At 48.1% G+C, this 23,332-nt stretch carries 11 protein-coding genes; 1 reads left to right on the top strand and 10 read right to left on the bottom strand.

Going from position 1 to position 23,332, the window contains the following annotated elements:
- The first annotated feature begins 27 nt into the window (after nucleotides 1-27).
- The gene (locus HMPREF9446_RS15130; protein ID WP_009126606.1) at nucleotides 28-3,075 is read left to right on the top strand and encodes a glycoside hydrolase family 3 N-terminal domain-containing protein; all 3,048 of its coding nucleotides are present in this window, start codon (nucleotides 28-30) and stop codon (nucleotides 3,073-3,075) included.
- Between the two features lie 90 nt (nucleotides 3,076-3,165).
- Here the strand turns inward: HMPREF9446_RS15130 and HMPREF9446_RS15125 are convergent, their stop codons facing one another.
- The 10 genes from HMPREF9446_RS15125 to HMPREF9446_RS15080 all read right to left on the bottom strand — a co-directional run bounded on the left by HMPREF9446_RS15125 (nucleotide 3,166) and on the right by HMPREF9446_RS15080 (nucleotide 23,170).
- Nucleotides 3,166-3,795 carry an outer membrane beta-barrel protein gene (locus HMPREF9446_RS15125; RefSeq protein WP_009126605.1) on the bottom strand — a complete coding sequence of 210 codons (630 nt, stop codon included), beginning with the start codon at nucleotides 3,793-3,795 and terminating at the stop codon, nucleotides 3,166-3,168.
- Nucleotides 3,796-3,911: 116 nt separating this feature from the next.
- Nucleotides 3,912-4,550 carry a DUF4136 domain-containing protein gene (locus HMPREF9446_RS15120; protein WP_009126604.1) on the bottom strand — a complete coding sequence of 213 codons (639 nt, stop codon included), beginning with the start codon at nucleotides 4,548-4,550 and terminating at the stop codon, nucleotides 3,912-3,914.
- Between the two features lie 103 nt (nucleotides 4,551-4,653).
- On the bottom strand, nucleotides 4,654-5,667 hold the full coding sequence (locus tag HMPREF9446_RS15115; RefSeq protein ID WP_009126603.1) for an aldo/keto reductase: 1,014 nt from the start codon (nucleotides 5,665-5,667) through the stop codon (nucleotides 4,654-4,656).
- 7 nt (nucleotides 5,668-5,674) lie between these two features.
- On the bottom strand, nucleotides 5,675-7,738 hold the full coding sequence (locus HMPREF9446_RS15110) for a polysaccharide lyase family 8 super-sandwich domain-containing protein (RefSeq protein WP_009126602.1): 2,064 nt from the start codon (nucleotides 7,736-7,738) through the stop codon (nucleotides 5,675-5,677).
- A 60-nt stretch (nucleotides 7,739-7,798) separates the two neighbouring features.
- Complete coding sequence (locus HMPREF9446_RS15105) at nucleotides 7,799-11,011, bottom strand: DUF4450 domain-containing protein (RefSeq protein ID WP_039969726.1); 3,213 nt, start codon at nucleotides 11,009-11,011, stop codon at nucleotides 7,799-7,801.
- A 223-nt stretch (nucleotides 11,012-11,234) separates the two neighbouring features.
- Entirely contained in the window at nucleotides 11,235-13,382 is a 2,148-nt protein-coding gene (locus HMPREF9446_RS15100; protein ID WP_009126598.1) for a hypothetical protein, read from the bottom strand.
- 112 nt (nucleotides 13,383-13,494) lie between these two features.
- Nucleotides 13,495-14,871 (bottom strand): pectate lyase, encoded by a 1,377-nt coding sequence (locus HMPREF9446_RS15095; RefSeq protein ID WP_039969771.1) that lies wholly within the window; start codon nucleotides 14,869-14,871, stop codon nucleotides 13,495-13,497.
- A gap of 29 nt (nucleotides 14,872-14,900) precedes the next feature.
- Complete coding sequence (locus HMPREF9446_RS15090) at nucleotides 14,901-17,762, bottom strand: glycoside hydrolase family 2 protein (protein WP_009126596.1); 2,862 nt, start codon at nucleotides 17,760-17,762, stop codon at nucleotides 14,901-14,903.
- Between the two features lie 155 nt (nucleotides 17,763-17,917).
- Nucleotides 17,918-19,915, bottom strand: a complete 1,998-nt coding sequence (locus tag HMPREF9446_RS15085; RefSeq protein WP_009126594.1) for a RagB/SusD family nutrient uptake outer membrane protein — start codon at nucleotides 19,913-19,915, stop codon at nucleotides 17,918-17,920.
- Between the two features lie 12 nt (nucleotides 19,916-19,927).
- Nucleotides 19,928-23,170, bottom strand: a complete 3,243-nt coding sequence (locus tag HMPREF9446_RS15080) for a SusC/RagA family TonB-linked outer membrane protein (protein WP_009126593.1) — start codon at nucleotides 23,168-23,170, stop codon at nucleotides 19,928-19,930.
- Between the last annotated feature and the right edge of the window lie 162 nt (nucleotides 23,171-23,332).

Here is a 23,332-nt window from a genome sequence, read left to right as displayed (position 1 = left end):
ATGTATGATTGAAATTTGTATGATAGAATGAAAAAAATATTCCTGTTTGCTTTCATTTTCCTTGTCTTCTGCGGACAGCTGGCCACGGATGCACAGCACGTTTCCACACGACCTGTCCCTGTACCCGCGGCAGATCCTTCACTGGTATGTTCCTTACAGAACGATACCCGCTGCCGGCAGTGGGTGGATTCTGTGCTGAAGCAATTGACATTGAAAGAACGCATCGGGCAACTCTTTATCTATACCATTGCCCCTCAACAAAATAAGGCAAACCGGGAGTTGCTGCGTAAAGTGGTAGAAGATTATAAGGTAGGCGGCCTGCTTTTCTCAGGCGGACTGATGCAAAACCAGGTTGCGCTGACCAATGAAGCGCAACAGATGGCGGACGTCCCGTTGATGATTACTTTTGACGGCGAGTGGGGACTGTCCATGCGCTTGCGGGGTACACCCGGTTTTCCGAAGAATATGGTATTGGGGTGTATCCGTGATGACAGCTTGATTTATGAATATGGCCGGGAAATGGCCCGCCAATGCCGTGAATTGGGAGTACAAGTGAACTTCGCGCCCGTGGCCGATGTGAATATCAATCCCCGGAATCCGGTCATCAACACCCGTTCTTTCGGTGAAAATCCCCGGGATGTCGCCGATAAAGTAATAGCCTATTCCAAAGGTCTGGAAGATGGTGGAGTACTTTCCGTAAGCAAACATTTTCCGGGACATGGCGATACCGACGTGGATTCGCACAAGGCATTACCCACCTTGCCTTTTAGCCGTGCCCGTCTGGACAGTGTGGAACTGTATCCTTTTAAGAAAGCCATCCAAGCCGGCTTGGGAGGAATTATGGTAGGCCATCTGGAAGTCCCTGTATTTGAACCCCGGAAAGGATTGCCTTCTTCTCTTTCCCGCAATGTGGTGCATGACTTGCTGACACGTGAATTGAAGTTCCAAGGCCTCATCTTTACGGATGCCTTGGCGATGAAAGGCGTATCGGGGAATTCAAGTATCTGCCTCCAGGCATTGAAAGCGGGCAATGACCTGTTGCTTGTGCCCCGGCGTATAAAGGAAGAGGTGGAAGCTATTCTGGATGCTGTGAAACGGGGGGATTTGAAAGAAACTGACGTGGAAAGGAAATGCCGTAAGGTATTGACCTATAAGTATGCTTTAGGCTTGGCCAGGAAACCGTACGTACGCCTTTCCGGTTTGGGCACACGCATCAATACCCCCAAGACACGTGACCTGATCCGGCGGCTGAACCTGGCAGCAATCACCGTATTGGACAACCAGACTAAATTGCTCCCTCTGGATCCTTCCGTGAAAGAAGTGGCAGTACTCAACATCGGAGACTCAAGGGAAATCCAACCTTTCATAAAGGAACTGTCCCAATTCACCCGTCCGGTAGAAATTCAACTGGGGAAAAACCTGACAACAGCACAATGCAGGCAGTTACAGGATTCCCTTGCCCGATACAAACGCATCTTGGTATGCGTCACAGAGCATCGTCTGACTCCTTATCAGACTTTCTTTACCCAATTTGCTCCCGGTGTGCCGGTAGCCTATCTATGCTTTATTCCGGGAAAACAGGTACTGCAGATTCATCGCGGCATATCGGCAGGCGAAGCTGTGATTCTGGCACATTCTTCCAATGATGACGTCCAAAAGCAGGTTGCCGGAATATTATATGGCAGGGCAAGCGCCGACGGACGTCTTTCCGCAAGTATCGGCAATTTGTTCGCTGCCGGCACAGGCTTGTCCTTGGGACCGCAGACTATGCCGCATTTTGTTCCGGAGGAATATGGGATAAACTCCCGTCTGCTTTCCCGGATTGATGAAATAGCTGAAGAAGGCATTCGTGAAGGAGCTTATCCCGGTTGCCAGATAGTGATACTGAAAGATGGCAAAGAAATGTACAACAAGGCATTCGGCACCTATACGGGAAAGGGAACAGCTGCAAAGCGGGAAGCCAAGTCCGTGCCTGTCACAAGTGCATCTGTATATGACCTTGCCTCGTTGACAAAGACTACCGCCACTTTATTGGCTGTGATGAAACTGTATGATAAAGGACGGCTCAATCTGACAGACCGCGTATCGGATTATCTGCCTTTCCTGCAAGATACGGACAAAAAGGATATCACGGTACGTGAACTGCTATTGCATGAGTCCGGCCTGCCTTCTACTTTGCTTTTCTATCAGGATGCCATTGATAAAGACAGCTATTCAGGGACACTGTTCAAGGGACGGCCGGACAATGTACACCCGGTACGGATCGGCAGCCGGACTTGGGCGAACCCGAAGTTCCGGTTCCGTAAGGAACTGGCATCCAAAGTCCGTACGGAAGAGTTTACCCTGCAAGTCTCGGACAGCCTATGGCTGAACCGCTCTTTCAAAGATGAATATTTGCAGAAAATTGCAGACGCACCTTTGAGAGACAAACGCTATCGTTATAGTTGCGTCGGCTTCATCGTATTGCAACAATTGGTGGAAGCACGGGCCGGCATGCCGATGGATGAATTCCTGGCCCGGGAGTTCTATACCCCGATGGGATTGAAGCGGACAGGCTTTTTACCGTTGCGCTTCTTGAAAAAAGAAGAGATTGTGCCTTCTTCCAAAGATGCATTCTTGCGTAAAACAACGCTTCAGGGATTTGTTCATGATGAATCCGCCGCTTTCCAGGGAGGTGTTTCCGGCAATGCCGGGCTGTTCTCCACTGCCGGAGAAGTGGCACGTATCTATCAGATGTTGCTGAATGGCGGCGAGCTGGACGGGACACGCTATCTAAGCCGGGAAACCTGCAAGCTTTTCACGACGGTCGTTTCCAAGATAAGCCGCCGTGGCCTGGGATTCGACAAGCCGGATTCCCGCCATCCGCAGAAGAGCCCTTGCGCTGCTTCCGCACCGGCTTCCGTATATGGACATACAGGATTCACGGGGACTTGCGCCTGGGTGGATCCGGACAACGGGCTGGTCTATGTTTTCTTGAGCAACCGTATTTATCCGGATGCCTGGAACACCAGACTGATGCGTCTGGATATCCGTACAAGAATACAGGAAGTGATATATGAAGCCTTGAAAAAGTAAAAGGAGCATTCTCTGCTCACGCAGAGTTTGCCCCTTCTTCTCATGCTTTGAAACAATTAAATTCTATCGGTTAAGCTTTAGTGGATTCTGTCAGAACGCGATACCTACACGAAGGCCAAAGTTGCTCAAGCCATCTACGCTGTACGTAAAGAAGTCTCCCTTGTTGGTACTGTAGCTATAGTAAGCCGCAAAATGCAAGCCCGGTCCATAAGCCCAAGGATAAACATTGAAACCTATTTCAGGAGACACATAGAATCCCCATGTATCCTTGTTGGCTTCAAAAACGTTGAAGGTTGATTTCAACTGTGCATATTCGGTTCCAAGTTTAACGCCTGCATACGGTTGAAAAGCTCCGCCACGGTTCCATACGTAACGTGAAGCCAAACCAAAAGGCAACTGGAATACAGTATGTTGTTGGTCGGTGTTCAAACTGCCGCCTTCACCTACAGGGAGGGTCTGGCGTCCGAAATATTCGTGGTTGCTATGGTAGTTCAGGAAAGCTCCCAATGCAAAATTGTCTGTCAGGAAGTAACCGCCTTCAAAGTTCATACCCCAACCGCTTGATTTGTCGGCGAAGTTGTTGCTGAGAGGAAAGTTGTACTGCCAGTCGATGTTGGCATAACCATTGTCGGTCATTTGTGCCTTCACCGGCATGGCGAAGACGAGAGCAAGGGCGGTAACCGCAAATACTCTCAAGGAAAGATATTTTATTGTTTTCATACTTTGTTCTTGTTTTTTGGAGTTCAATGGCAACCTCCCTGTCCGGAAAGGATGCTGCCGTATTATTCTTGTCACCTATATCCGGTAGCCCGTCACCTGTAGTTCGTGGCTTATCACTACTTACCGGTCAAGTACATGGACTGAGTGAAGGCCTGGTTCACACCCTGTACGGCAAGTTTGGCATTGACAGAAGATGAACCGCTCAGCAATCCACTCATGTAGCTGGTCCAGAGAACCGGAAGTTTTTCGCTTTGTCCTTGCGGAGCTTTCAAATTCAGCATCTCGGTAATAAAGGAGCCTGTGCTATAAGAATAGTTCACTGCATACGGATAATACCATCCGCCCCAGTTGCCCCAATAAGGAGCATCCCAATACCCCGGATAGTTCCACCACCATTCGGGACGTCCGTAGTCAGTGAAATAATAAGTACTTCTGACGTAGCTCACTTGCAGGCCGATGTCGGCCGCCTCACGATTGTCCTCACGGGTAAAGCCGCGGCTGTTCATGTTGGAAATGTAAGCATTGAGAATTTCCTGGGCATTTTCATCTTTCCAATATTCGGCCTCTTTGCTGTCACCGATGACGAGAATACTATCCGGCAGATAGTAAGTCTGGAAGGTCTTGAAATCCGCCTTCTTGTCATAGTTGGTATAAACCAGATAGTTATTGTCCAGCTTATCCATGTCGGGGTCCTTCTCGCAGGAGGCAAGCGTCACTGCAAAGACCGCTAATAATAGGGGAATAAATTTCTTCATACTTCTATAATTGTTTAGGTTAAATAAAATTCCTGCCCTATGGTACCTTAGGCTTTTGTGAGAAAAAACAAGATAAGATATAAAAAGTTCACGGAAGAATACGTTAAAGGTGAAAATCCATACTTATCATCTCTATCTTTTCTTTCTCTTCGGCAGAGAAAGACGTGTTTTCAAGGGCTTTCAAGTTATCGGACAATTGTGTTACGGAACTCGCCCCAACTATGACGGATGTTACCGAATCATCTTTCAACAACCATGACAGCGACATTTCGGCCAATGTTTGTCCCCGTCCGGTTGCCACTTCATTCAGCGCAGTGATTTTGTGCAAAACCCGATCGGTCAGCACTTCTTTCTTCAGGAATTTGCCTTTCGCCATGCGGGAATCATCAGGAATACCATGCAGATAACGGTCGGTAAGCAGCCCCTGCGCCAATGGAGAGAAAGCGATGAATCCGGTTCCGTTTTCTTTGGCTTGCCGCAAGATGCCTTCTTTTTCCGGTGCACGGTTGAAGAGATTGTACCTACCTTGATAAAGCAGGCAATGCACGTCTCTTTCTTCCAGATAATAATAAGCATCTTGCGCTACATCTTTCGGATATTTGGATATGCCCACATAGAGCGCTTTACCTTGGCGGACAATGTCTACCAGGGCTTGCAGCGTCTCTTCAACCGGAGTATTGGGGTCGTAGCGATGGGAGTAGAAGATATCCACATAATCCAGGTTCATCCGTTTCAGGCTTTGGTCGAGGCTTGCCATCAGGTACTTGCGGGAACCCCATTCGCCGTAAGGTCCCGGCCACATGTCGTGTCCGGCTTTGGTGGAGATGAATAATTCGTCCCGGTAGGGCATAAGGGATTTTTTCATGATCATTCCGAAGGTTTCTTCGGCGGAGCCGTAAGAAGGGCCGTAATTGTTGGCAAGATCAAAGTGAGTGATACCTCTGTCGAAAGCGTAATGTACCATCGCCCGGGAATTGGCAAAAGTATCCACATCACCGAAGTTGTGCCACAATCCCAAGGAAATCTCAGGCAACAGGATACCGCTCTTGCCGCAACGGCGGTATTTCATGCCGCTGTCGTACCGTTCGGGCAGCGGAGAGTAAATGGGGTTTATCATATCTGGTCTATTTAAAATGAAAATTCCTTTTTTTTCCCGAAGGCCTGAAAGGCTTCACCGACTTTTGCTGCAGGCAGCCGTTTTCCCTTTCCACATAATATATCCCCGGAACATGAATTTCCAAAGGCAGTCCTTCCATATCCAGTTGCACAGGCTTGTATGCAGCTATCCAGTACCCCTTCCCGGCAGCAGGCATCGATACAACCTGGGCTGTTGCATCATTCCGTATGACGTTTACGCCATTTACATCAAAATCTTTGATAGCTTCCTTATTGCTGTCCGGAAATACCAGATATTGATAGCCGGCATTTTCCGGCTTCACGCCATGAGAAAGATATAAGGACACCACCTCTCCCTCTGTCGTGGCCGGACGATACATTTTCATAAAATCATGCCAACTTCCGGTGCGTTTACCGGCTTCCGCCATGCAATTGCCACTTCCTAAAACAACATATCCCGTACGGTCGTGGAAGAAGCGCAAATCTTCCTTCAGAAAGTTTTCCTTACCCGACACTTCTCTCCAGGCATTTTTGTCCAGAACCTCTAATGTGCCACACTGCAAACGCTGATCTATGGATGTAGTAACACACAAAGCGCTGTCCGAACTGATACCAGCTCCCAGGCAAAGCACTTCATCACCGGTAAACAACCATGCCTTACAGGCTGTCAGCCCATCCCTGTTCAACTCCATAGCCGCCATTCCACACTTCCCGTCACTCAATCCGCCGACGTTATCCGTTTTATTTCCTGATCTTGTAACATTGATGTCGGGAACCGGAGCCACATCCTCATAAGCGGTCACTCCCGGTACCTTACGCCAGTCCCAAAACGGAAACACATTCAGATACTCATCTCCACGGACATAAAAGTAAGTGGCACCGTCTCCCAGATAATACCCCTTGAGATTATCTTCGTTCACCAGTTCGGTACCTATCACACGATTGGAAGACATTTTGACTGTTCCCATCCAACTCTTGCTCCGGTGTACCGTATAGTCGGAATCGTCAAAATGTTTATGTCCAACCAAAAGATTTCCCCGGGCAGGAAAGCCCCCAATCCCAAGATCGGCAGCCGCAAACGCCAACCCATACGCCTTATGCAGCTGTGCATTGTGAAAAAGCTGCCTGCCAAGCGCACTGATGTCCATCATCCGGTTCCATATCGTCCACTTATAACCTTCATTCACCAGAGAAGTAAGAATATCCACCTGTGGCCCGTCAAACTCATAAGCAGTCCCCTTGAACAACCTATAAAAGAAGCTCATGCCCGAAACAAATGACAACCCATAATTTCCGAATTGTTGCTGAGGGCCATGCTGATGGAAACTCCAGTCATCCTTGATTCCTTCCCTTCTGCCCAAAACGATTTCAGAAGCAATGGTATCACGTGCCATCTTCACAAGCTCCGCATCGTTCTGCAAAAGGGCACGGATAAGCACATTACCGGCCAGCCATACTTTATTCTGACCCGTCATGCCGAATTTGGAGTTCTCCATTACTTCTATGGCTCCCGCCTTCTCCTGTCCGGACAACTGGTCTTCCAAAAGAATAAAGGCCGTCCCCAAAGTTTTCGGAATGCCTATCTGGTTATACCACCAATTCGGACATTTGTGCTTTGCCGAAAACCAATATCCCAAAGCCCGGTGAATGACCTGCTTTAGGGTTTCCGACCGATAGTAACCGGTAACAGGAGAACAGTACAGTTTGGCCAATTCCAATATTCGTTCGGCATGCTGCTTAGGCTCCCAGCCCGATCTTTTCTTGTCAAGATAGTTTATGTCAGTCCACGAACCGTCATCAGACAGCTTTGCCACATAACCCTCTATTTTGGCCAAATCAAAAGGATAGCGCTGATGAAGTTCTACCACTACCTGGTCGGACATCTCCCGCTCCGGTTCTATCCGGTTCCAGTCGACCTGCAACGAATCCACTGCCTCCGCCACCGGGAGCAACATGGAAGTATAGTTCTCCTTGATACGTTTCAACTCATCCGTATCGTCCGCACACACCAGAGAGGTTCCCCATAACAGGCAGCAACACATCGACAGATATTTCATCGTATTTCCCATCATTGTCTCAATCTATATACAATGCTGCAAATATAAGGAACATTCCGGTATTATTCAACCCCTTTACTGGAGCGTAACTCCCATAATTCCAATCACGACCTCATTGGAAAGGGTCTCCAGAACCAGACGGGAAAGTTCTTTCTGCCCGTCCAAAGGCATGCTCAGCAATACGGCCGCGCCACCGTCAACCTCACGTGACACTCCCGGAAAGCCTAATTCCTCACCAAAGTTATCACTCACCTCTCCCGTCTTCAAACGCAAACGATAAAGAGAAGAAGCCTTGCGGTTGAAAGCCTTGCCGTCCTCAAAGAATATCTGCTCGATAGGCGCCCAGTTATCGGGGTTGACAAGGGGCAATGTATCACACGTTCCATCCGTATAGTAAACCCGGATTATCCCATTGTCTATGTGGCATTGCATGTGGTTTGTACTGCCTGCCATCAGCAGATAGGCACGTGAAGCCTTCCCTTTCAAGGGTACTTCCAGACTATCCGGATAATTATCCCAAAGTGAGGTAAATGCAATATTCCGTCCTTCAGCCGGCGTGCGGAAAGGAATTCCCAGTTTTGTTTCCAATAAACCGCCACGTACGGAAGCACGCAGGCCGGAATCATCGATATCTGCGGTTTTCAAAGGGTGGCACCATTCGCCGATGCCCTGTTTCGGCAACTGCAAAGTAGTATATGGAGAACGGGGAGACAGATATTCATTCCGGAAAATGTCCGTGACACAGGCATTGAATACCTGGTCCATAACTACGGGCACGCACTTATCAGGAATGATATTATCCAATACCACAGACGCCTTTGCGGGAGAAACAGCGCCCCCTTCGCCCTTGGCGGCTTGGGGGCTTTCCAACGGAGCCCACCATTTCATCTGGTCCTGCTCCATGGCGACGAACCTCACCGGACCTTCCTCCTTTATACGGGAAGCAGGAAAAGAATCTTCCGGAGAAGGAACGGCAATCAATTCTCCCTCCCATGCCACACGAACTTCGATCTGCCTGCCTGCAGAAGCAGGAACGGAAACGGCAAGTACCGGACATCCGACAGCATGTTCCACCAAACTCCAGGAAACATTCTTTCCGTCCACCTTGACATGAGCTACCCGCGAACGGCGTGCAGGAAACTGTAACTCCACGGTATGGACAGCGGGTAAATGATGAGTGACTGTATATACAGAAAGGTCCCGAGAAGAGAAAATGCCTGTTGCAGCCGCACCGGCTTTAAAATCAAAATCAATATCCGGTGTATGCAGCGCCGCATATTCCCACTCTTGCGGAAAGCCGGGCTTCAGCAGCAAGCGTCCGTTCAACGCATCGGGCAATATACCGTACAGTCCTTGAATCAATACACGGGAAGCCACACCGACAGGATCGCCGAAATCACGGTAACACTCTCCGCGCGCAGCGTCATAGAAACTGATCTGGCCAAAGTTACCGGGACTCTCGCCCAGATACATGCCATCAAGGACAGAACTTTTCAGCAACTTGAATCCCGCCTCCGCACGTCCTGCCTGGAAATAAGAAAGGGCGGTATGCATCACTTCGGCAAAAGCGACGTTGTTGATACTCCAGGAATAAGGCAGCCAGTTGGTGGTGGAAACCGTTGCATACCCCCCTGCATTGATATCGGCATTGTCGGAAGTGACCACAGGGATATGCGGTATTTCCCTATCTACATAACGGGTGGCCAGATAGGCTTGGAAAGAATCCGCCACATCGCTGTCAATCGCATGGTAGATAGTCCATACGGCAGCATTCTCGTGCAGGCGTTTATGTCCCATGAAATCCTGGAATTCCGCCCAATGACCTTTCTCCGGAAGCCACAGACGGCTGTTCAATGCTTTCAATATTTTATCCGCCTCATCCCGGTAAGGCGCCGGATCTTCTCCTATCTTCTCGGCGATGAGGGCAGCCAGCCGATTGGCACGGTAATTATAGGCAGAACTGTGGGTCACGGCCCCGCTGTTATAATAAAGGGCATCACTTGCCCAGATACAAGCATACGCATCATACAATCCGTCATTATCCGGATCAAAATTACGCTTCTCCCAAGCAAGGTGCAAGGTCAGTACCGGCCACATACGGCGGGCATAGTCCAAATCACCTGTCCAGTTGAAATGCCACAACAGTTCATCAATGTAACACAGGTTCATGTCATAATGATGCATCTGATTGTTCCGGCGAGGATTACGGCAGATATAACCGTTGCTGTACTGCGGTGTCCCCCATTCTTTTACCGAACGGGCCAGAGCAAGTGCCGAGTCTTGTGCCGGATGCGGAATAGTGTTCGGAACCTCCGTCACCTGGCTCGCCGCATACGCATCAAAATGGATACGGGCACGGTCGTGCCATCCCAACGCATCACCGGTATAAGCCGCACGCCAACCGCTGAGGGGCATACGCCACCCCACGGCTCCGTGCAACCAAACCTGCCCGTCCCAAATTCCATCGGCAGCTATGGCAAGAGCTCCTCCAAGGGTATTGAAATAAGGATCGGGAGTAGTAAACCTGATGCGTCCGGCAAGTGCACTGCGGGCATCTTCATACCGGGCAAACAAGGCTGCGCCGTCCATCTGCTTCAACACATTGGCAGAGATGCCTATATATAAAGGCGCTACCGGAGATAAAGGACAACTCAGCGACTGTAAGATCCTTCCATCTTCGGAAGGATCGAAACACCCGGGAGGATCCGCCCCCATATCACCGCTGCGCGAAAGTTTCCGGAGACGTATCGGAGCATTCAGCACCTCCAGTCTGCAACCGTCCGGCAGATTCCGTACAGATATCCGCCACAAAGCTTCTTCTTCGTCCGGGCTTGCCAGTACGGCCATCTCCACAAGCGCTTCTTTTCCCCAGGCGTCATCTTTCAACCGATAGCTGCGGCGTCCGGGAGTATAGCGTGCCTCACACCAGGAGGTTTCTTCCAACGGAGTAACCACGCCACCCGGCAAATGCAGGCGGAAACGGATATTGCGGCTGTCATTCTTCACATAAGTGGCAAAGACAGGACGGTCACTGGTTTCCAGGCGCCATGCCGTGTGGCTGCCATAAAGGGCACGGGTATAACGGTTCTTCCCGTTGACGCAGACAAAATCCTCGCCATCAGGCAGATATTGCAACGTACGGGGTTTACCTCGCTTATGGTCATTGTAAGATGTGGACTCAATCAAGTCACCCGCCTTCTTCGGTAGCTTCGAAGAAGAGGCGTATTGTGCAAAGCAACAGTTTGCACACCCCCAAAAGAGCAAAATATAAATGGTAAAAACTTTCATAGATTTCTTTTTCGTAGTACAACAATAGGGATCCTGCATAAACAGCTATGTATCAGAAGCATTCATGTCCCACCCCAATGATTGGTAGTGGGACATGCATTCAGTCGTTATGGGAACTCGGTTCAGTCGTTATGAGAATCCGGTTCAGTCGTTATGGGAATGTACCTCAGTCCCAACACAAGTTATCTGTCAAAAATAAAAAAAAGGATTCAGTATCTCTCCTTTACGGCATCGGCTTCAGTCCCTCCCAACGAACATCCCAGGTTCCGTCCTTCGGAAACCCCGGATTCTCTGTCTCACAGCCATCCCAGCCGGCACACATCATGGCGATGGCAGTCAGCAAGCCACCGTTACCGGGCAGGTAGCAACGCAGGCGGCCATCCTGGTAGTTATGCCCGTTCAGCAGATACGTATTGGTACGCTTGTCCATCAGCAAAGCACCTACCGCCTTTTCCGGTTCGCCCAGACGGGCAGCATTCATGGCAGTCATCGGATAATCCCATCCCCAGGTCTTGCCCCAGTTCCAGTTGTCCCAAATCCAGTCCAGCGTATTCTTCATATAATCCGCACGGATCAGCTTGTTCATCGGCAAGATTCCTACAGAACCCAATACGGCCATGTGGTCACTTGTGAAACGGATGTCTTTATACGTATCGACGGCATCTTCCGAAGCAAGATATAAACTGTCTTCATTGTAAGCCAAAGGAGAAAGCTTGTCAATCATCTCATCCCACTCCAGATTACGCTTTTCGCCGGCACGTTCACGCCATTTCTGGGCAGTCTGCATGGCATAATGCCAGTAAGACAATTCGAAAGGAGGATTAATGGTAGTGGCAGCACGCAGCGTTTCCTGTGCAGGAATGGCTCCTTTCAAGATAAAACGTCCGTGGAATTCATCGTAAGTGGCGAAAGAGTACATGAACTTGGCCGTTTCCTGTACCAAATGGTTATACTTCTTGATAATTTCATCGGAAGGATTGGCACGATACACCAATTCCGCCAGATAGATAAAGTGCGGCTGTTGCCAAATAAGGAAACTGCCTACATTGGAAGGAGCCTCTACACCGCTCGGATCGGTCATCTTCATCCAACGGACACCGTCGAAGCCTTGGCGACGGGCTATTTCGCGGGCAACGGGCTCTACGGTCTCATACCAGCCCAATGTACGGTCAAGCAATTCGGGATGTCCCCAAAGAGCCTGCCAGGACTGATGCCACCAGATCATTTCCAGATGGAACTTGCCAAACCAGGAGTTGTAAGTCAGACCCGTTTCCTGCGGAGGCGTAGTTCCGGCAGACTGGATGGCAAGCAAATATTGGCTCAACAGGACACGGCGTTCCAATTCCGGAGCACGCGGATCCGTACAATGCGAGAAATCGACAGCCGCACCGTTTTTCCAGAATCCGGTCCAATAGCTGTCACTTGCGGCAGCGGTTTCAGCATACGAGGGCAACGGCTTGTCACCGGAGTAAACGCCCGGTTCGCTCTCGAACACAGTTCCTTCAAAGTTTGCCGTGAAACGGCAGGACAAGGCGAGCATATCTTCTTCAGGAGTCAGCACGAAATAGTTCTTTGACTTTTCAGCCAACGCAGCCTTCCCTTCCCAACGCAAGGTCACGTAGTAGGTCGTCTCGTCCAACGTACGCTTCAACAAGGCACTTTGCGCGTCCTGGCGCACAATCTCCGTAGAGTGTTTGTCATTGGCATCCCAGTTGCAGGCATCATCGGCATGAGCTCCCGTAGGATAAGGAAAGCGAAGGTTGATTCCGGCATGCGCACGGTCGGTTACTCTGGTAGAAATCATATCCAGCTGCGGGTGGCAGACTGTCTCTACATCGAACGTATTTCCGTTCAGCATAAAGTGACTGGTGATTTTTCCTTTCATCAAATCAAGGGTCTGGTCGATGTCCGTGATATCCGAAGCCTTCACTCCTTCGCCCAGTTCCAGACCGACAATGCCCAGATGCAGGCGGTGAGGGTTCATGCGGAACCAATTGGCAGCCCCCTTCTGACGACCATCTTCCTTGAACTGGCAAGCATATATCTCTTTATGTCCGCGACCGAAATCATACTCTTTCAGATACTCTTCCCGCTTGTAGTTGTCGGGATTGCCGAAGCTATGCCACCCCCATTGGCTTTGCGTACCCAGAGGCACACCTTTGGAATACATTTCCGGAAATGTCTGCAACCCGGTAGCATCTACCGTAAAGGCAAATTCACCGTTGCCCACGGAAAGCGAAGCCAACGAATCGAATGCAGAAACCCGGGGATTGTTACGCGCTACCAATGCTTCACGGTCAATCGGAGCTTGCTTCTCCGAACCGCAAGCCGCCAAAGCAACGGCAAGCAAGGAATAAAACAATTTTTTCATGGTATCTAATATATTTGATTAATAGTTACAGTTGTGTTCGAGCACAAAGATAGCGTTTCCCCGCCAGCCAAGCTCTGTTTGGTTTGGCAGAAATGCTAAGATAAATGATAATCTATAAAGCCAGACCGTTCAGATAGACCTCGACATTAGTAAACTCTTTATCCAATGTATAGGCAGATGCATCGGATGCGTCCTTCGGTTCCAGCCCATGCCGCAGTTCCCATGCATCCGGCATGCCGTCGCCATCACTGTCCTTCCGTACTTTTCCTGCTTTCAAGACAGGCCAGCCACCCACATCTTCCTGCGAGTTGATGATACCGTCTGTACCGAACGTGCCGATACCTTCTTTCACCTGGCGCAGAACCTCACAGTCGTAATCATCCTGCGAGAAACTACACCCCACAGAAGCTAAAACCCGCTGATAAGCCACAGCCGGCGTATCTTCACATATCGGCTCGTAAGGAAATGGAGCGTCCACCAGACAAGACGTACACTCCTCGCCCGGAGTAGGAACGGCCTCCGGAGAGATGCCTGAATCCGGCGCCGCACTCTTCCTGTTACGGATGTAGCACTTTCCGGCACAATCGGTCACCGCCCCCTGGTTATCGCGTGTCACGGCATCATCACCTTCCATCACATTTCCGGCCACATAATACCGTCCCGTACCATCTTCCGCCACATCAAGCAAGCGGTGATGCCGTGAGGCAGGGCCCGGTTTATAATAATTGTTCACCATGTTTATCTCGGCATGATGCCCTCCGCCGTATGCAGTCTTAAATCCCCAATTGTACACCACATTGTTACGATAGTCCACCCACTTCGTACCATCTACCGAAGAAAAACGGGGATTACGGCTTGCATGGTTTGCCAGCAGATTATGGTGGAAAGTCGCTTTATAACCTCCCCAAATACCTCCAAAGCCATGACTCCCCTTGGTATGAACTGAAGTATTCAAGCTATGGGCCACCAGGCACCACTGCACTGTCAGGTTTTCCGTTTTGTAAATGGAAAGACATTCGTCGATGCTCCAGCTTACAGAAAGGTGATCGAGCACTACATTCTTCTGCCCGTAACGCCCGCCTCCCAAGCCGTCGCTATCCAGGTGATACCTGTCTCCTACCCGTACACGGATATAACGGACAATCACATTACCGGCATTCACCACCAGAGGATAATCTTTCAGGCAGATACCATCTCCCGGAGCAGACTGTCCCGCTATGGTAATACTGTCATTGATTATGCGAAGTGGAGACTTCAATTCAATGGTACCATCTACAGCAAAGACTACTATACGGGGTCCCCGCTGCTCCACCGCATCGCGGAAACTGCCTTTACCGCTGTCATTCAGATTCGTAACGGTAAGGACACGCCCGCCCCGTCCGCCGGTGGTATATTTGCCATACCCTTCAGCACCCGGAAAGGCTATGGATTGTGCTTGCATGCAAGTAGCCGCCAGAAGCAAACAGGCGGCAAAAAAGAAGTTTTTCATAATATGCATAAGTTTTCAAAATCAATTTATTATCGAAAATCAAACAATAGTCCTAACCTCAACCCCTCATCTCCTTTCTTGATACGGATAATCCCTGGCTGGCTTTGAGGGCCATGCTGGCTAACCGGTTTAAACGAACGGATGGCCGGGATATCCAGCAAGAAAGACAGGTCACCGGATGGAAAGTCGGGCATGGTATGGATGCCATCCTGACGTCCATGAGGCTCTTCGGGAGTAAATACACGGAAAAACACCCCGTCCGTGGCAGAATAAACGGTAAAAGCAGACTTCTCGCCGAGGATTACAGCCCAATAAAGATTGGCATGATACCCCTTAAACTCCGGATAAACCAGTCTGTCCGTACTCTCGCCGGTAATGGTGTTATTAAAGTCTTTCTGCCAAATGCCATAATTCGTACCGGGAATGCGGTTTTTCCATACACGGTAAGGGCCACGGCCCATCCAGCGCATACCTGTACATTCCTCTTCGGGATACGAAAACGTAAAACCCAAATTAAGGACAGCCTCATCCGTAAAGGCATCGTCAAAACCTCCTCCGCCCGAAGCACGGTTCAGCAGCACGGCATCCATCTTCAACAAACCATCCGGACGCAAACGCCATACTATAGAGTCGGCTCCTCCCCGGTAACGGGCACAAAGTACGGCATCTCCGTTCCGCTCCGTACGGGCGGTAAGAGAAACCAGTTTCATCTGCATGCCTACAGGCAACGGGCCGTCTTTCAACGGAATTATATGGTGGTCCCTCTTTCTCAAGACTGAACAAACCGTGGCATTGCTTCGACGGAAAGATATATCCACCATAGCGGAATGCAGTATGACCAAAGAATCGGTTTCTTCCACATTGCCGCCCTCACCGGTAACTCTCAAGGAAGCCAGTTGGGCATCAAGATAGTTCTTTGCGCCCCGAATGGGATATGTACGGGTACAGACGCTCTTGCCGTCGGGAGCAACCGCCTCCAACTCCAACACGTCTCCTTTAAAAAACGTCTCCGGCTTTCCACAATCAGCCCATGCGGCCATACAGGCATATCCGGTTTCACCCGGTTCCAGAGGAGGCAGTTCCACCGCCCCGCTGTCCACGACACATACACCCGCCCCACCCATCAGTGGAGAAGGGCAAGAAAGGATACGGTAACGCATGGAACACTGTTTCAAATTGGTAAACAGATAACGGTTGGTCACTAAAAAACGTCCTTTAAAAGAAGAAGTCACCATCAAAGGCTCCACTTTTATCGGCGACCAGATCTCGCGTACAGAATAAAAGCTGCCTTCTTTCTCACGGTAAGGGCCTACAATGCCATCGGGAGCATTGTATCCTTCACTGTCCAACATTCCATTACGGTCTGCCCGCCGTACAGCTTCATCACTGTATGCCCACATAAAACCTCCGGCAAAAAGAGGGTGCGCCGTATAGCGTGCCCAAAAGTCTTCCAATCCCGCACCATGCCCCTGGTCATACTGTCCGTGCATGAATTCCGTAGGCATGAAAACCTTATAGCCATTGGTAAAACGCCCTACACCCGTCAGAAAAGCCGGATAATGATGAGTATCCAACTCATCAAAATCTGCCCAAGGATGGATGACATGACGGTGCTGCGGATCATACAGGTGAAATAATTTGTCGGTGGCCGTATTCCATCCACCCTCATTCCCGTTGCTCCAGAGTACGATACAAGGATGGTTCACATCCCTTTCTATCATCTCCTTCACCAATTTGCCGCCGGTGGCCGTATCGTATGCATTCTGCCAGCCGGCAAGTTCATCGACATAAAGCAACCCCAATGAATCGCAAGCATCCAGGAAATGTTCATCCGGCGGATAATGGGAACGTACGGCATTCATGTTCATCTCCTTGATAAGCAAGGCATCTTGAATGCTGATTTCTTTGTCGGTAGTACGCCCGCCATCGGGATGGAAAGAGTGGCGGTTGATTCCCTTCATCACTAATTTGGTACCATTCAGATAGATGCCGTCACGCGGCCGGAAATCAACGGTACGGAATCCTATGCGGACAGTTGTCTGATGTACTTGTTCCCCTTCCCCGTTCAATAAGGAAACAGCCAAGTCGTAGAGCCGAGGAGCCTCCGGAGTCCAAGGCTCGATATCGTTCCAAAAATGGGTGAATACACTGTCGTGCCCAATCTCCCAGGTCCGGCTCTGTGGAGTCTCATCCACCTCTCCCGCCAACCGCAAGGCAGCTACAAGTTTTTCTTTCCCCCTCAACCCCTTCAAGGTGGCATGGAGCCGCATATCGCCATCTGCCCGCGCATCTACCGCTATATGCTCAATACGCATCTCCGGCTTAGCCTCCAGCCATACCGGACGATATATACCGCCGAACAGCCACCAGTCAGCCTTTCGTTCGGCTGCGTTCACAGACTTGTTGTCCGAATGTTTTCTGACCCGTACCTCTATCTTATTGGAAGCGCCATACTTCACCATCGAAGTCACATCATAAGAAAAACGATAAAAGCCTCCACGATGCGTCTCTCCGGCAGAAAAACCATTCACAAGCACCTCCGTATCCGTCATTACCCCGTCAAACCACAAGCGTATATTTTTCCCTTTCCAACCGGCCGGCACAGTAAACGTGCGACGATAAACGCCCTCCTCCATGCTGGGATTCTTCACCCCTTTCTTTTTATACCAACGCCCGTAGGTATATTCACCAAAACCTTGCAACTCCCATTGGGAAGGTACTTCTATCTTGCTCCATTTTCCACTGTTCCGGCCTTCGGAACAACGGAACCGCCAAGTTACAGTGTTGTTTAATCCTGTACCTGAAAGGTATTGGCGTTCGGTCTGCTGAGCAGATACACCACTGCATAAAAGAAGAAACCAGAAAAACAAAAAAACAGGTTGATACTTCATAATGTATTTCAATTTAAGGATACGAAGTAATAAAATATCTATCAAAAAAGAGATAAGAAGAATGACTTTCCAGCTACACAAAATGACAAGAAAAAGGCGGCACACCGAAAAGTGTCCGCCTCTCCCTCTTCACTAACCTGAAAATCAAACAATCATTAATAGCAGGGATGCTGCTGACCGGCAAGTCCCGGATTTACATCAATTATATTCGTTGTATTGAATGGCAAGATCTCAACCATATTCTTCTTCATGCCATAAAATACACCGGTCTTGCCTGTAATCCACGCATTGTTAGAGGATATCCCCTCCACATCTTCCACACAGAGGTTTCCTTTCTGCTTGATGGAATTGATACTGAACATATTCAAAATGGTATATTCCACTTCCTCCACCTTGCCTGCACCAGCAGGCACATCCTCTTTCTTAAAATAAACTTTCCCGTCCGCTTCATAAAAGTTAGTCTTCAAAGCGCCTTTAGAACCATTATTCAAGGTATGCATAATCTGCAAAGCCTCCTCGTTCAATCCCATATCCACCAAATCCTGCTCAGTCATGGATATATACGGCAATGCAATGGTAGGGTCTTCAAAGTCCGGCTTCGATGTCAGTTTGTAGGCACGATATACATCTACACTGGCATACTCCCCTTCACGCTTTGCCAACTGAACCAATTTTTCCTTTTCAGCAGTCAAGTGATCCACCAATATACCCCAACGCGCCAAATCACTTTTACGCAATCCTTCATTAGAAAGTTCCAACTTGCGTTCTTTGATAAGAAAATCCTTAAACTCTTGATAACCGGTAGGTATCTCGCCCATTAGTGAGGCATTGTCACGGAACGCACGCATACGTACCTTCTTCACGGCATCCACTGCTTCAGCCGTAGCCCCGTTATTCAATTCATTCAAAGCTTCAGCATACATCAATAAAACATCCGAATAACGCAACAATGGCCAATTAATGTCACGTTTACTATCTGAAGCGCCTCTTACTTTCTTCCAGTTAATACGATATTTGCCTACTCCCATTCCTATGAATGTCTCCATCTGATAAGCATTTCCCTTATCGGACAAGCGAAGTCCATAGTTACAAACTGACACGTCACGACGTTGGTCGTTCTCGTCAAACTCAAAATAAAATGTAGGAAAAGCAAACATCTGGCTTCCACCTTTACCCAAACCGGCCTTATCTGTTCCACTGGTGGGAATGCCATTGGTATAACCCGTACGGACATCCTGTGCATTCGTGCCGAACATGCCATACTCTAACATCGTCTCCCTGTTGTATTGCTGATTGGCCAAATCGCGGAAAAGTTGGTCGTAATTTTCCACCAAACCATTTTCCCCCTTAGTGATGACTGCCTTGCAAGCATCCGCCGCAATCTGATACAGTTCCTTAATACGGGCCGCATCACTACGTTGAGCTATCTCAACCGTACCGGCATTATAAGGCACCGTATTCAAATCCCAACGCAAAGAGTAACCGGCAGCATACAAAGCCACACGTGCCAGAATACCGTAGGCCGAATTCTTCGTAAAACGCTCGGGAGTATCAACCATCCCTTCGCTTCGCCAAGGCAATAATTTCACAGCACGCTGCAAGTCGGAGACGCAATGATCATAGATTGTATCACGGCTTACACGTGAGGAAGAAAAAGTAGCCAGTTCGGCAGTGGGAACATCGGCATAAGGAACATCTCCATAGAAACGCACCAGATTCCAATAAGCATACGCACGAATAGCCAAAGCTTCGCCCAACAAAGAGTTTATCTTCTTCTGCTCACTTTCTGTCGCCCCCTTCATCTTAGGCAAATTACTGATGCAGACATTGGAATATTCAATAGCCTGATACATCCAAGTATAAGTCTTGCTCAACATACCCGTCAGATTGGTATAGTCATAATTGGATACATTATACTTGGAATTACTCTCATTGGAAGCCGACTCATCCGTTCCCATCAGCAACTGATAACCCAATTCCTGAGAATGCAAGTAAGTATAAGCGCCTACGGTAGTCATCTCCGCCCGGCCTATCGTATTGAAAATAGAAGAACTGTCCGCCTTTGATTCGGAAGGCATATCCAACCAATCTTCGCAAGAAGCAAAAGCCAGCGCCAAGGCAGATATGCCCAATATCGTAAATATCTTTTTCATATCTCTTTTGAATTAAAATGTTAAGTTTAAACCGATTACCCAGCTCTTTGCACGAGGGTAGGAAGAATTATCAATACCCGGTGTCAAGGCACTGCTTGAGGCAGACACTTCCGGGTCGTAACCTTCATACCCGGTAAACGTATGGATATTATTCAATGTACAATAAATACGCGCATTACTTATTTTAGCCCGGTTCACCCAAGCCTTGGGCAATGTATATCCTAATGTAATAGTATTCAGGCGGAGGTAAGACCCGTCTTCCAGATAGTAGCTGCTATGATCACTGATGGCGGTCTTATTATTGCCGGATATATTCCACATGATATCCTTACTATATTGTCCCGGGTTCATCGCTGCCAGACGGTTCAGGTCTGTGCTTTCCTTTCCGGTCTGAGGATCAATCAGCATGAAGCGGTTCGCCATCTTGGCTATGGTATTCTGATTGGCCAGATACGGACCTATAAAACGTTGAGTACTCATATTGAACACATCATTACCTACAACAAAGTTCATGAAAATAGTCAAGTCGAATCCTTTGTAAGTGAAAGTATTGTTCCATCCTCCCGTAAACTTAGGCGCGGCATTACCAATCACCGTACGGTCATTCACACTCCATACCGGATTTCCATTGTCATCAGTTTCACCGGCTGTAGGTTTATACTTGACATCTCCCGGCTTCACGTTATCACGATTGGAACCTTTCAGATAAGGAACACCAGGATTCAGTGTGTACCCTCCGTCAGCATTCTGAGTAAAATCATCAGTCGTGTATATTCCATCATAAATCAAGCCATAAAATTGACCCAAAGACTTACCTTTCTGTATTTTAAAACCCATACGAGACTCATAGTCCTGAATAAAATGGTCAGTCTCGGCGTCTCCGTAAATCTCCAATACTTTTGACTTATTGAAAGCAATATTAAAGTCCATTGACCAAGTAAAGTCCTTGGTACGGATATTGGTAGAATTCAATACGATTTCTACTCCACGATTACGGATAGAACCAATGTTCTGGAACTGGTTGGAATAACCGGTAGAAGTAGGAATCTTGTTTTTTATCAACAAATTGGCTGATTCATTATTATACCAATCAACCGAAAGGTTTACACGGCTGTTCAATACAGACACATCCAATCCTACATTGACAGTCTTGGTCTTCTCCCACTTCAAATCTTTATTGCCAAGGGTAGTGCCCGGTACATACGTGATATAATCGTTCCCGTTATATCCATAATGACCGGAACCGTAAGAAGTAGCGTACATATTATTGTCAATTTTGTTATTACCGGCCACGCCATAACCCACGCGCAATTTCAAGTTTTGGAATACATCTTTCACTTCTTCCATAAAACCTTCCTCGGAAATACGCCATGCCGCAGAGGCAGAAGGGAAATAATCCCACTGATTTCCTTTAGCAAACTTGGAAGAGCCGTCAGCACGTAAAGTAGCATTCAACAAATAACGGTCTTTGAAGTTATAAGAAAGACGCCCGAAGAAAGAAACCAATCCCACTTTGCTCTTTCCTGATTGCCATGTATTGGGAGTACCCATACTCACATCATTCAGTCCGAAGTTTCCGTCAGAGAACTTACGGTATTCATTATCCAAGTTCATAGACTCCCAATAAGTAGTTTCCTGTCCCAACAAAACATTGAAATGATGATTCTCTTTCACATCGAAAGCATAATTCAGCGTGTTGGTTATCTGCCACTGGAATGCCTCATCATTGTTACGGTAACCATACCCATTGGGACTCTGATTAGAAGCAGCCGTTTTTGTACTGCCATCATCCCAATAATCATGACGTATTTGCTTCCATTGATAGTTTCCTGCAGTGCGGAAAGTCAAGTTCTTAATAATGTCTATTTCAAGTCCCGCATTTACAGTCGCCATACGGGTGTATTTCTCGTTTGTGATGGCATTGTTATTGAGAATAGGATTGTTGGTATCATAATTGTTGCTACCCGGCATCTCATCAAAAAGACTGCCCAAATCCATTCCCAACAACTGGTCATTGGTCCATCGCTCACCTCCGGTTACAGGCTGCAGGATGGTCTGCTTCAGCGTACCTCCCAAAGAACCCCCACCATCAACTTTTGTCATTTGCAGACTGGTAGAAAAATCAAAACGGACACCTTTCCATAACTCGTGATTGATTTTGGCACGGATACTGTTCTTCTCATAACCATGCTTCGCCATAATGCCATCTTCACCAGTGTAGTTATAACTCAACATATATTTAGTTTTTTCACTACCTCCATTGATATTCACATTGTGATTCTGCATGATACCTGTCTTTCCGAACACTTCATCCTGCCAGTCTATGCCGGCACGGTTGCCATATCCATCAGCAATACGGTCATATACACCGGTATAGAAATCAGAAGAATTGACATCGCCACCGAAAATCCCAGCCCAATTATCCTCATTGCCGCGCAACAGCTGGAATTCATACTGATACTTCACATAGTCTTCCACACTCAGCAAGTCCAGTTTCTTTCCCAGTTTTGAAAAACTAACGAAACTATTGTAATTAACCTCCGTCTTACCAGCCTTACCGGACTTTGTCGTAATCAAGATAACACCATTGGCACCGGCAGAACCATAGATAGCTGTAGCGGAAGCATCTTTCATTACATCAATGCTTTCAATATCATTTATATCAACGTTCTGAAGTCCATTGTCCATCTGGAATCCATCCACTATGTAAAGGGGTTCGGATCCTTGCGTGATAGATGTACCTCCACGGACAGTAATTTGAATATCCGCTCCCGGAGCACCGCTCTGCTGTACCACATTCACACCGGCAGCTTTACCGGACAATGCTTGAGCAGCAGTAGTAACAGGCACCTTGGCAAGGTCTTTTCCTCCTACCGAAGAGGTAGCTGCCGTCAAATCTTTACGCTTAACTTTTGCATAACCGATAGCCACTACCTCCTCCAACATCACGGAAGATTCCTTCAGCGTAATGTCAAAATGAGTCTTGTTGCCAATAACCACCGTCTGATTTTCATAGCCAATAAAGGAAACCACCAGCTCCTTGGCAGAAGCCGGCACAGAAAGTTTAAAGTTACCATCCATATCGGTAATTGTACCGGTAGAATTATCACCTTTCACAGTTACAGAAGCACCAATCACCACGTCCAATGCATCACGGACCGTACCGGTAATCGTCTTGTTCTGAGCAAAAATGCTTAGAGGACAGCCTATCAACAGAACTATTAACAGACTGAGATTTTTGTGTAAGATTCTCATAGATTATTAATATATAGATTTAATAAATAAATTTAAGATTAACCAAGCAACTCCGTTATCGGACACGAATATTGTGAATGCAAAAGTAGAGAAGCTTTTATGAATTCACCATGCTCATTTTGGCTGTTATTATTTATTTTTTGATTTTATTTAAATCCAATT

Source organism: Bacteroides fluxus YIT 12057, from assembly GCF_000195635.1.
Classification (GTDB): domain Bacteria; phylum Bacteroidota; class Bacteroidia; order Bacteroidales; family Bacteroidaceae; genus Bacteroides; species Bacteroides fluxus.
Note: the sequence above shows the minus strand (reverse complement) of the source record. Positions and strands in the feature narration are given on the sequence as shown.

Bases quoted from the DNA above. Each gene is read 5' to 3' on its own strand.
- HMPREF9446_RS15130 (WP_009126606.1), top strand. From the start codon at position 28: ATGAAAAAAATATTCCTGTTTGCTTTCATTTTCCTTGTCTTCTGCGGA.
- HMPREF9446_RS15125 (WP_009126605.1), bottom strand. From the start codon at position 3,795: ATGAAAACAATAAAATATCTTTCCTTGAGAGTATTTGCGGTTACCGCC.
- HMPREF9446_RS15120 (WP_009126604.1), bottom strand. From the start codon at position 4,550: ATGAAGAAATTTATTCCCCTATTATTAGCGGTCTTTGCAGTGACGCTT.
- HMPREF9446_RS15115 (WP_009126603.1), bottom strand. From the start codon at position 5,667: ATGATAAACCCCATTTACTCTCCGCTGCCCGAACGGTACGACAGCGGC.
- HMPREF9446_RS15110 (WP_009126602.1), bottom strand. From the start codon at position 7,738: ATGATGGGAAATACGATGAAATATCTGTCGATGTGTTGCTGCCTGTTA.
- HMPREF9446_RS15105 (WP_039969726.1), bottom strand. From the start codon at position 11,011: ATGAAAGTTTTTACCATTTATATTTTGCTCTTTTGGGGGTGTGCAAAC.
- HMPREF9446_RS15100 (WP_009126598.1), bottom strand. From the start codon at position 13,382: ATGAAAAAATTGTTTTATTCCTTGCTTGCCGTTGCTTTGGCGGCTTGC.
- HMPREF9446_RS15095 (WP_039969771.1), bottom strand. From the start codon at position 14,871: ATGAAAAACTTCTTTTTTGCCGCCTGTTTGCTTCTGGCGGCTACTTGC.
- HMPREF9446_RS15090 (WP_009126596.1), bottom strand. From the start codon at position 17,762: ATGAAGTATCAACCTGTTTTTTTGTTTTTCTGGTTTCTTCTTTTATGC.
- HMPREF9446_RS15085 (WP_009126594.1), bottom strand. From the start codon at position 19,915: ATGAAAAAGATATTTACGATATTGGGCATATCTGCCTTGGCGCTGGCT.
- HMPREF9446_RS15080 (WP_009126593.1), bottom strand. From the start codon at position 23,170: ATGAGAATCTTACACAAAAATCTCAGTCTGTTAATAGTTCTGTTGATA.